The 8,589-nt window shown below is 64.8% G+C and carries 8 protein-coding genes and 1 pseudogene; 6 read left to right on the top strand and 3 right to left on the bottom strand.

What is annotated here, in order from left to right; translation table 11 throughout:
* The 4 genes and pseudogenes from QZV93_RS09205 to QZV93_RS09190 form a co-directional block, all read left to right on the top strand.
* Nucleotides 1–567, top strand: a pseudogene (locus tag QZV93_RS09205) (helicase); the annotation flags it as partial.
* Nucleotides 564–962: an RNA-binding S4 domain-containing protein gene (locus QZV93_RS09200; protein ID WP_295557830.1), complete on the top strand. Its 399-nt coding sequence runs from the start codon at nucleotides 564–566 to the stop codon at nucleotides 960–962. The pseudogene QZV93_RS09205 and the gene QZV93_RS09200, both read left to right, overlap by 4 nt.
* A 106-nt stretch (nucleotides 963–1,068) precedes the next feature.
* Nucleotides 1,069–1,407 carry a ferredoxin FdxA gene (fdxA, locus tag QZV93_RS09195; protein ID WP_295557829.1) on the top strand — a complete coding sequence of 113 codons (339 nt, stop codon included), beginning with the start codon at nucleotides 1,069–1,071 and terminating at the stop codon, nucleotides 1,405–1,407.
* 489 nt (nucleotides 1,408–1,896) lie between these two features.
* Nucleotides 1,897–2,922, top strand: coding sequence for a CarD family transcriptional regulator (locus QZV93_RS09190; protein ID WP_295557828.1), 1,026 nt, complete (start codon nucleotides 1,897–1,899; stop codon nucleotides 2,920–2,922).
* A gap of 117 nt (nucleotides 2,923–3,039) precedes the next feature.
* On the opposite strand, the gene QZV93_RS09185 is transcribed toward QZV93_RS09190, so the two are convergent.
* The gene (locus QZV93_RS09185) at nucleotides 3,040–3,861 is read right to left on the bottom strand and encodes a thermonuclease family protein (protein WP_295557827.1); all 822 of its coding nucleotides are present in this window, start codon (nucleotides 3,859–3,861) and stop codon (nucleotides 3,040–3,042) included.
* Nucleotides 3,862–3,928: 67 nt separating this feature from the next.
* Entirely contained in the window at nucleotides 3,929–5,053 is a 1,125-nt protein-coding gene (locus QZV93_RS09180) for a hypothetical protein (protein ID WP_295557826.1), read from the bottom strand.
* Nucleotides 5,054–5,244: 191 nt separating this feature from the next.
* On the opposite strand from QZV93_RS09180, the gene QZV93_RS09175 reads away from it, so the two are divergent.
* Nucleotides 5,245–5,682: a hypothetical protein gene (locus QZV93_RS09175; protein ID WP_295557824.1), complete on the top strand. Its 438-nt coding sequence runs from the start codon at nucleotides 5,245–5,247 to the stop codon at nucleotides 5,680–5,682.
* A gap of 57 nt (nucleotides 5,683–5,739) precedes the next feature.
* Here the strand turns inward: QZV93_RS09175 and ppk2 are convergent, their stop codons facing one another.
* A complete protein-coding gene (gene ppk2 / locus QZV93_RS09170) occupies nucleotides 5,740–6,660 on the bottom strand; it encodes a polyphosphate kinase 2 (RefSeq protein WP_295557823.1) in 921 nt (306 codons plus the stop codon).
* Between the two features lie 284 nt (nucleotides 6,661–6,944).
* On the opposite strand from ppk2, the gene QZV93_RS09165 reads away from it, so the two are divergent.
* Nucleotides 6,945–8,237 carry an ATP-binding protein gene (locus QZV93_RS09165; protein WP_295557822.1) on the top strand — a complete coding sequence of 431 codons (1,293 nt, stop codon included), beginning with the start codon at nucleotides 6,945–6,947 and terminating at the stop codon, nucleotides 8,235–8,237.
* Nucleotides 8,238–8,589: the final 352 nt, after the last annotated feature.

Below are 8,589 nucleotides of genomic sequence, written 5' to 3'. Positions count from 1 at the left end.
CAGTCCGCCGACGCGCCGCAGGCTGCGACGGTCGATACCGTCGTCATCGATATCTGGCGGCCGAGGCGTCATCGCAGCGAAGACCGTTCGGGCCGCGAGGAGGGCAGCCGCGGCGAGCGCCGGGAAGGCGGCAGGAACAACCGCCGCCATCAGGGACAAGGGCGCCATCGCAATGGCGGCGGCCAGAGCGACAGCACTCAGGCGCCCGGCGCCGAGCCGGCGACGGCGGGTGCGCCGTCCGCCGATCCCGCAGCCGCTGCCGGGAGCGGGGCACCGCGTGGTGAGCGCAGTGGCGATCATCGCGGCCGCGGCCGCCATCATGGCCAGCGCGGCGAGGAGCGAGGCCCGCGCCCGCAGCATCAGCGCGACGCCGGGCACCGCGAACGCCGCCGCGACGACCGCCCGCGCGACGATCGCCGCCGCCAGGAGGATCGCCAGGCGCCGATGATCCGTTCGGCCGCCCCGCCCAGCAAGAAGGGGAGCGTCGATCCCGACTCGCCCTTCGCGTCTCTGGGCGCCTTGCGCGATGCGCTCGCTAAGCAGGCGCGCGAAAAGAACCCTTCATGAGCAAGCTCCCAGCGGGGGAAAAGTCCCAGCGTCTCGACAAATGGCTGTGGTTCGCCCGCGTCGCCAAATCTCGCACGCTCGCCGCAACGGCGGTGACCGACGGCAAGATCAAGGTCAACCGCGTCAAGGCCGAGAAGGCGAGTCACCTGATCAAGGTCGGCGACGTGATTACCTCTCGCTTGACGCGCCGTATCAGGGTTCTCAAGGTTGCCGAGCTGGGTGAGCGCCGCGGCCCTGCAGCCGAGGCGCAGCGGCTTTACGAGGATCTCACGCCGCCGCCCGTCCCGAGCGAGCAAGGGCCGGAATCTGCGGCATGGGCCGAGCGGACACCCGGCGCCGGGCGGCCGACCAAGCGCGACCGGCGTCAGATCGACGAGTTCAAGCGCAGCGGCTGAGCAATCGGGGCTAAAGTCGTGCTGTGACTCTGCGGGGCTTGCTATGGCGGCCCGCTTTTGGCACACCCCGAGGGGCTCACCCTGCGAGGATCCGGACACACGAAATATGACCTACGTCGTCAACGATAAGTGCATCAAATGCAAGTACACGGACTGTGTCGAGGTCTGCCCCGTCGATTGTTTTTACGAGGGTGAGAATATGTTGGTCATCCACCCCGACGAGTGCATCGATTGCGGGGTCTGCGAGCCGGAATGCCCTGCCGAAGCCATCAAACCCGACACTGAGCCTGGTCTGGAGCGCTGGCTCGAGATCAACCGGGAATATGCAGATAAATGGCCAAATATTACTTCTAAGAAGCCGGCACCAACCGATGCAGACCAGTACAAGGACGAACAAGGCAAGTTCGATAAATATTTTTCTTCCGAGCCAGGCACCGGCGACTGATCATCGACTGTCTAGCGGCAAGTTTCCGATACAAATATGTGCGGCGCACCAAATTGAAGACTTAAGCAAGTTCTTTAAGCGCTAGAACACCTACATTCCTGCTAGCGCTTCAATTTTCATGAAATTTGTGTTACAAGTAATCCTCGGACAATTTAGAACCGAACAGGAACCCTTGAAGCACAAACGTAGCACTTTCGGCCGCGGACACGATGGAGTTCGTGACGGATTGCTGCGCTGTGTCGTCGGGGCATCTGTTTGAGATGCTGTGACTTATCGTCCGAGAATAGGTAAGCGGGTAGCTATTTCGGATCAGCGACCCGACATGCTTGGGGAGGCCCGGGAACGGCGGCAAAGTAACGTGCCGGCGGACCGGGTTTGCGTGTGATTGCACGGCAGACGGGTCGACACAAGGCCCGCGTGCAAAAGTGAACGAGTAAGACCGGCCCATCCGGGGTCGGATGGCATGTGACACGAGAGAGTGAGAAGTCGATGGCTCAGAAGAACAAGGCGCACGTGAAGGCTCGGACGTCGAAGCCCGTCGCGTCCAAGGCGGTTGCCCGGCCTTCAAAGACCAAGATCGCTGCCAAGGCCGGCGCGAAGAAACCGGTCGCCACGTCGGCAAGTCATGCCAAGAAGCCGGTCGCTGTCAAGCCCGCGGTCATCGCCAAGGCACCAGTTGCGAAACCTGTTGCAGCAAAGACGCCCGAGCAAAAGAAGCCCGTCGCCGCTCCTGTTGTCGCGAAGCAGCCGGCTCAGGTTGCCAAGCCTGCGGCTCCCGCTGCCAAGGCACCGGCTCCGCGTCCCGGCCAGGTTGCCGTCACGCCGGCTCGCGCCGCGGCCGCACTCGCCAGGACCAGCGGCCAGAAGCTGACGGCACCCGTCCAGCCCACGACCCCGAAAGAGATCGCGGAGAAGACCGCTGCCGCTCGTCAGATCATGGCCGCGCAGAAGAAGTCGGTGAGCCAGCGTCACGGCTTCAAGACCAACGAGTTCATCGTCTACCCGGCTCATGGTGTCGGCCGCATCGTCGGCATCGAGGAGCAGGAGATCGCCGGCATGTCGCTCGAGCTCTTTGTCATCACCTTCGACAAGGAGAAGCTGACGCTGCGCGTGCCGACCGGCAAGCTGGAGAGTGTCGGTATGCGCAAGCTTGCGGACGACGGCATCGTCAAGAAGGCGATGGAGACGCTCAAGGGCCGCGCCCGCGTCAAGCGCACCATGTGGAGCCGCCGCGCGCAGGAGTATGTGGCCAAGATCAACTCCGGCGATCTCATCTCGATCGCCGAGGTTGTACGCGACCTGTATCGCTCCGAGGCACAGCCCGAGCAGTCCTACTCCGAGCGTCAGCTCTACGAGGATGCCCTCGACCGCATGGCCCGCGAGATCGCGGCCGTTGAGAAGCTCGACGAGCGCGGCGCCGTCCAGCGCATCACGGACGTGCTCTCGAAGAGCGCACGCGGCCGCCGCCTCGCTGAAGGTGGTGATCCCGATCCGGCCGACATGCGCGCTGCGTAGTCACCCCGCAAACGAAAGCCAAACGCCCTGCCGACCACCTCGGCGGGGCGTTTGTTTTTGCGTATCCGAAGCAGGATCGAGCATCGTGTTCGCCTCTTCGAGGCATGTTCGGTCGCATCACTTCGGCGGCATCTCGCCCGCCTCGCCCAACACTTCGATTTCGTCGAGGGAGCCGAGCACGATCATCGGCCCGTTACGCCGCTCGATCCAGCCGCGCACCCGGATCGCCTTGCCGGCGAGCGCCTGAAGGCGTCGGGCTCCGTCGTCGCTGCGCACGACGATGGCGCTGGCAATGCTCGCCGTAAAATCGCGCCGCCAGTCGATGCCGAAATTGATGTACGTCGTCCGCTGCGCCTGGCTGACCTGCGCCACGCGCCCCTCGACGAGCGCGAAGCGTCCCGTGAGTCCGAGCAGCCCGCCGATGTCGTTCGCCGAGCGCACGCCGTAGTCCTCACGGCGCCACAAGCCGCGCCGGGCGATGCGCGCTTCGGATTCGGCGTTGATCAGCGCAGCGAGGCAGGCAGCGTTTCCGGGCAGAGCATAGGCGCGCGCGTGACCGTCGCGGATCAGACGTTCCTGGATCCAGACAGCGCCGGCGTCGGTCCCGATATAGGCCTGCACCAACAGGCGGCCATATCGGTCGTATCGCCGCCCTTCGTTGGGAAGCGCGACGGCGCGGCCCGCGACCAGCGCACCGAGCGCCTCGAGCGCGTCCCGCGCCGGCGGCCCGTCATTGGTGTCGGATGAAGGGCTGTCGGCCCCGGGTGCAAGCGCGCCGATCAAGCGCACCTCCTGGCCGTTATCGAGGAGCAACGTCTCGCCGTCGATGACATGCGCCACGCCATGTGTCGAGCGAGGTCCCGGTGCGCATGCCTCTGACGCGGTCGCGGCCGTAGCAAGGAACGGCAAAACGGCAACGCCAGCCACCAGCCACCGCATGATGCTCTCGCAAATTAGGCCCGCTCCCGCGTTGAGCATGACACGCGAAGACGATGTCGGTCACCGCCTATTCGCCGGCTGAAGGATCGACCGGCGGGAGCGCCCCATGAAGGCTATCGGTAAGCGGAACATCCAGGAGCCCGAGGGCAGGCAGCCGCGAAACCCAGATCCCGTGGAGATCCTCGTCTCGAGCCAAGGGATCGTCGGGCACGGGGATCGGAGCCCGATGCGCAGAGAACAAGCTGTCCGCCTTGCCGTGTACATCCGCGCCGTCGGACGTTTCAGGACGCGCCACAAGGCCGACACCTTGTCCGACCGCTACGCGGTCTCGCTGACCATCCCAGACGATTTCCTCGATCGAGAAGAGATAGTCCTGGCCGCCCGCGTGTGTGACGACGAAGTCGGGCTGACGATGCGCGGCGCCGGCCGGCACCGCCTCGATGCGGATCTCGCCGGCTCCGGAATAGTCGACCGTATCGACCCCGTCCTTCGCATAGGCGAGCCCCGGTTGTCCGCCGTGGTAGATGTTCGATCCGCCCGACCAGCGGAACGTGTCGTCGCCCGCGCCGCCGTAGAGCTTGTCGACAACGCGTGGATCATTGCCGCCGATCAGGACATCGGCGCCACCGCCGCCAACCAGCGTTGTGAAGCCGTCCGCGGCTGTGAGCACATCCCCGCGCGATGTGCCGATCAGTGTGCCCATGCCCGGCGAGAAGCGTAGCCCCGTGGGAAGCGCGTCCGCGACCGCGATCCCCGCGTGATGCAAAAGCGAGGCGACGAGCGAGGAGGAGTTGATCGTGGGCAGAGGCGAGCTTGGCAGTGCCACCGGAATATACGGGAGCCGCTGCGCTTCGATGTCGGTGGCATGGGCCACGATCTCGGCCCATATCGAGATGGCTTCGCTGCCGGACGCGATCACATGCGCGCCACGGCTTGCGCTGGTGCCGATCTTGTCCGCGAGCTCCGCACCGCTGAGGCCGCCGTTGGCATCCGAAAGCGTTGTCCCCCCGTGCCAACCTTCGACGGCAAGGTGCACGCTCGCGCCGTCCTGCTCCCGCAAACCTTCGATCACGAACCAATCGTCTTGTTGCGCCTCTGGTCCGAACCGGAAAACGATTTGCAGATGATCGAACCCCAGGACGCCAAGTCCGAGGAGTTGTACGGGCAGCCGCTCCACGCTCACGCTCGGCATCGGGACGCGCTCCACGGCGTTTTATGATGCATCCCAGAATAACAACCAAAGGTTGAATAATTATACAACAGCATGCAAAAGGAGAAAGAGCCGCTCCGCGTGCGCTCTTTCCAAGCCGGGAGGAACCGGGCAATACTGCCTCAAAAAAGGGCGGCAACGTTGATTTTCAACAGGGAAGGGGAGACGACGAGATGGGAAGTTTTTTCAAGGCCTTGCTGCTGGGATTCGTGGCCGGGGTCATCGCGTTTGTAACCGTGCATGAGCTGGTGAGCCTCTGGCTCCTGAACAGCGGCTTCGCAACGCGTGTGCCGTGGTCGGCCGACCAATCGGCGCTGAGCGGGTATCCGCAGGGCCTCACGGACGCTCTTTGGGGTGGCGTCTGGGGAGCAATCTTTGGACTGATTCTGGGCCAGCCGCCGAACGGGTCCATGACGCTGCGCGGCGCGCTGCTCGGCATCGTGGGACCCGCCGTCATCGGCGCCCTGGTAGCCGTGCCCCTGCTCCACGGTCAGCAGCCGTTCCTCGACCTGGACGTCAACGTCATCTGGCCGGTGGTTCTGGCCGCCGCGGTTTTCGGTGCCGCCGCCGCGTGGCTCTATGGCCTGTTCAGCTACGGACGCCTGCCGTAGATCGCATTTTCACGTGAATCGACGGCCGCGCCGCCGTATCGGCGCGGCCGAATTTTTTTAAGACGTGCGCCGCGCCAGATAGTCCGCGCCCGACATCGTGAGCTTGGGATCGATGCTTCCGATCGCAGCCTTGTCCTTCCCGTCGTAGTCGAGTGCGGAGAGGATCACACGCATGGCTTCGAGACGCGCGCGGCGCTGGTCGTTGGCGTTGATCACCGTCCATGGACTTGAGGCCGTATGCGTCAAGCGGAGCATCTCCGTTTCCGCCGCCGTGTAGGCATCGTACTTTCCGATCGCCGCGAGATCGATCTCGGTCACCTTCCATTGCTTGAAGGGATCGTGCCGGCGCTCGTGGAAGCGCTTGAGCTGCATTTCGCGCCCCACCGTGAGATAGATCTTGAAAAAATGGATGTTGTCGCGCACGAGCAGCGCCTCGAACTCCGGCGCATCGCGCAGGAAGCGTGCCGTCTCGTCCTCGGTGCAAAAGCCCATCACGCGCTCGACGCCCGCCCGATTGTACCAGCTCCGGTCGAACAGGATCATATCGCCTTTCGTCGGCAGATGCTGGACGTAACGCTGGAAGTACCACTGCCCGCGCTCCGTCTCGGTCGGCTTTGAAAGGGCGACCGAGCGGGAATGGCGCGGATTGATTCGCTCGAGGATGCGCGAGATGCAGCCGCCCTTGCCGGACGTGTCGCGTCCTTCGAAGAGCACGACGATGCGCTCGCCCTTCGTTTCGGTATAGGCCTGCAGCTTGATCAGCTCGAGCTGCAGAGCCTGAAGCTGTTCCTCGTACGGCTCGCGTTTGATCTTCTTGTCATACGGATATCCGCCCGATTTGAACGCCCGCTCCTCGAGCTCGGGAGGAAACACCGGGTTGTCGAGATCGAAGTCCGGATAAGCCCGGCTCCCCCCGCCATCGGCCGCTTTCGCTGTCTTGTCGGCCTTTTCCGTCTTGTCGCTCTTTGCCTTGCCCATGCTCGCTCTCGATCGATCTTCGTTCTCCGCCAAGCACCTACCCCCGACGAACTGTCACACAAGTGTTGTTTACCAGGAAGCCTGATCCGCGGGCGATCGAGCCGAAGGGAGCCTCACTTGCAAACCATGTCGTCCAAAACACCTGCGCGCGGTGCACCGTGAGAGTTGAGGGCATCATGCAGATCGAGGCAATATGGGATCCCATGACGGACCCCAGGGCGCCTGCCAGATTCCTGTCAGCGTTAAAATCGGGCTTAGACCGCTTTCTCGCAGCCCTTCGTGCCTTGGGTCGCAGGCTGCGCCCCCATGCGCGCGCGCTCGCCTGGTCTGCCGCCCTTTTTCTTGGCCTCTCGGTATGGGGCGGCCTCGGAGGCTGGGCGGCGTCTGCGGGCTTCCTGATCATGGCCATGATCGTGGCCGGCAAAGACCCCTCCGATGCGGATGAAGAAGGCACGCCGGTCTCCAGGGAGCCCGAGCGCACGCGGCGCGGCCAGGGTGGCTCCGAGCGTGACAGCGAGAGCTGGCGCCTGTTGCTGGACGCCGTCCCGGATGCCGCCGTCGCGCTCGACCACAACTTCAACATCATGCATTTCAACGCCCGTCTCGAGGAGCTTTTTCCGAGAGTGCGCGTCGGTCAGCCGTTGAGCCAGCTTTCGCGCAACCCCGAGCTCAACAACGCCGTAGAGAAAGCCATCACCTCCAACGGCGAGGTTGTCGTCGATCTCTTTGAGCGCGTGCCGGTCGAGCGGCGCATCTCGGCCACCGTCTCCCGCCTCGGCGTGCGCGAGATCCGCCGCGGCCTTCCGTTTCTGATCGTCTCCTTTCGCGACCTGACCGAGCAGGACAAGCTCGCCCAGATGCGCGCCGACTTTATCGCCAACGCCAGCCACGAGTTGAGGACGCCGCTGGCGTCGCTGCGCGGTTTCGTCGAAACCCTGCAGGGCCCCGCTCGCGACGATCCCAGTGCACGCGAGCGCTTCCTCGCCATCATGTCGAGCCAGGCGACGCGCATGACCCGCCTCATCGATGACATGCTCTCGCTGAGCCGGGTCGAGACACGGGCCCACTTGCCGCCGCGCGGCATTGTCGACCTGAACGAGGTCGCGTCCTACGTCGCCCAAGCCCTGGAGCCGCTGGCCGAAGGCTCGAAGATGAAGATCGCGGTGACCAAAGGCGACGGCGCCATCCGCATCCGCGGCGATCGCGACGAGATCGTGCAGGTGCTGCAGAACCTCGTCCACAACGCCATCAAGTACGGCCGCCAAGACGGTCACATCGAGATTGCAGCCTCGCGCGTGCTCGACGGCTCACCGCCTCAACCGCGCGCCCTCGTCGCCGTTGCCGACGACGGCCCCGGCATCGCCCCCGAGCATCTGCCGCGCCTGACGGAGCGTTTCTATCGCGCCAACGTTGCCGCGAGCCGCGAGAAAGGCGGCACCGGGCTCGGCCTCGCCATCGTCAAGCACATCGTGATCCGCCACCGCGGCGACCTCAGGATCTCGAGCGTGGTGGGCAAAGGTTCGACCTTCTCGATTCTCTTCGACGAGCTTGGCGGCAGCGGACCGGGACGGACGTAGCGCGGCGACCCGACTGCTGCTGGTCCGCGCGCAATCGGCCCGGCGCCCTTGAGCCCGAGGTGTGGAGACGAGGAGACGGGGCGGCGCAGCTCCGCAGTAATTTTTTATGGCGGCGCTTGAGCCGCCCCGCGCAGGATTTTTGGGGCTCTGCACTGACCCGTTTCCGGTGCCGGGGGCATCGCTGCCCTGGGCGGCTGAGCGGACCTCGAGCGCGAGGTTCCATCCATGCTCGCGCATGGCCTACTGACGCGCTGTCTGCACGAAGGCTGCGTCGCCGACGGCCGACCTGCTCCCGCCTGCCGACACCAGCGACGCCTCGCGAATGCGGCTCTCGTGCCAAGCGGGATCGGAG

Source organism: uncultured Hyphomicrobium sp. (genome assembly GCF_902826555.1).
Classification (GTDB): Bacteria; Pseudomonadota; Alphaproteobacteria; order Rhizobiales; family Hyphomicrobiaceae; genus Hyphomicrobium_C.
Note: the sequence above shows the minus strand (reverse complement) of the source record. Positions and strands in the feature narration are given on the sequence as shown.

Excerpts from the sequence above, each read along its gene's own strand:
- QZV93_RS09200 (WP_295557830.1), top strand. The coding sequence starts at position 564 with ATGAGCAAGCTCCCAGCGGGGGAAAAGTCCCAGCGTCTCGACAAATGG.
- fdxA (WP_295557829.1), top strand. The coding sequence starts at position 1,069 with ATGACCTACGTCGTCAACGATAAGTGCATCAAATGCAAGTACACGGAC.
- QZV93_RS09190 (WP_295557828.1), top strand. The coding sequence starts at position 1,897 with ATGGCTCAGAAGAACAAGGCGCACGTGAAGGCTCGGACGTCGAAGCCC.
- QZV93_RS09185 (WP_295557827.1), bottom strand. The coding sequence starts at position 3,861 with ATGCGGTGGCTGGTGGCTGGCGTTGCCGTTTTGCCGTTCCTTGCTACG.
- QZV93_RS09180 (WP_295557826.1), bottom strand. The coding sequence starts at position 5,053 with ATGCCGAGCGTGAGCGTGGAGCGGCTGCCCGTACAACTCCTCGGACTT.
- QZV93_RS09175 (WP_295557824.1), top strand. The coding sequence starts at position 5,245 with ATGGGAAGTTTTTTCAAGGCCTTGCTGCTGGGATTCGTGGCCGGGGTC.
- ppk2 (WP_295557823.1), bottom strand. The coding sequence starts at position 6,660 with ATGGGCAAGGCAAAGAGCGACAAGACGGAAAAGGCCGACAAGACAGCG.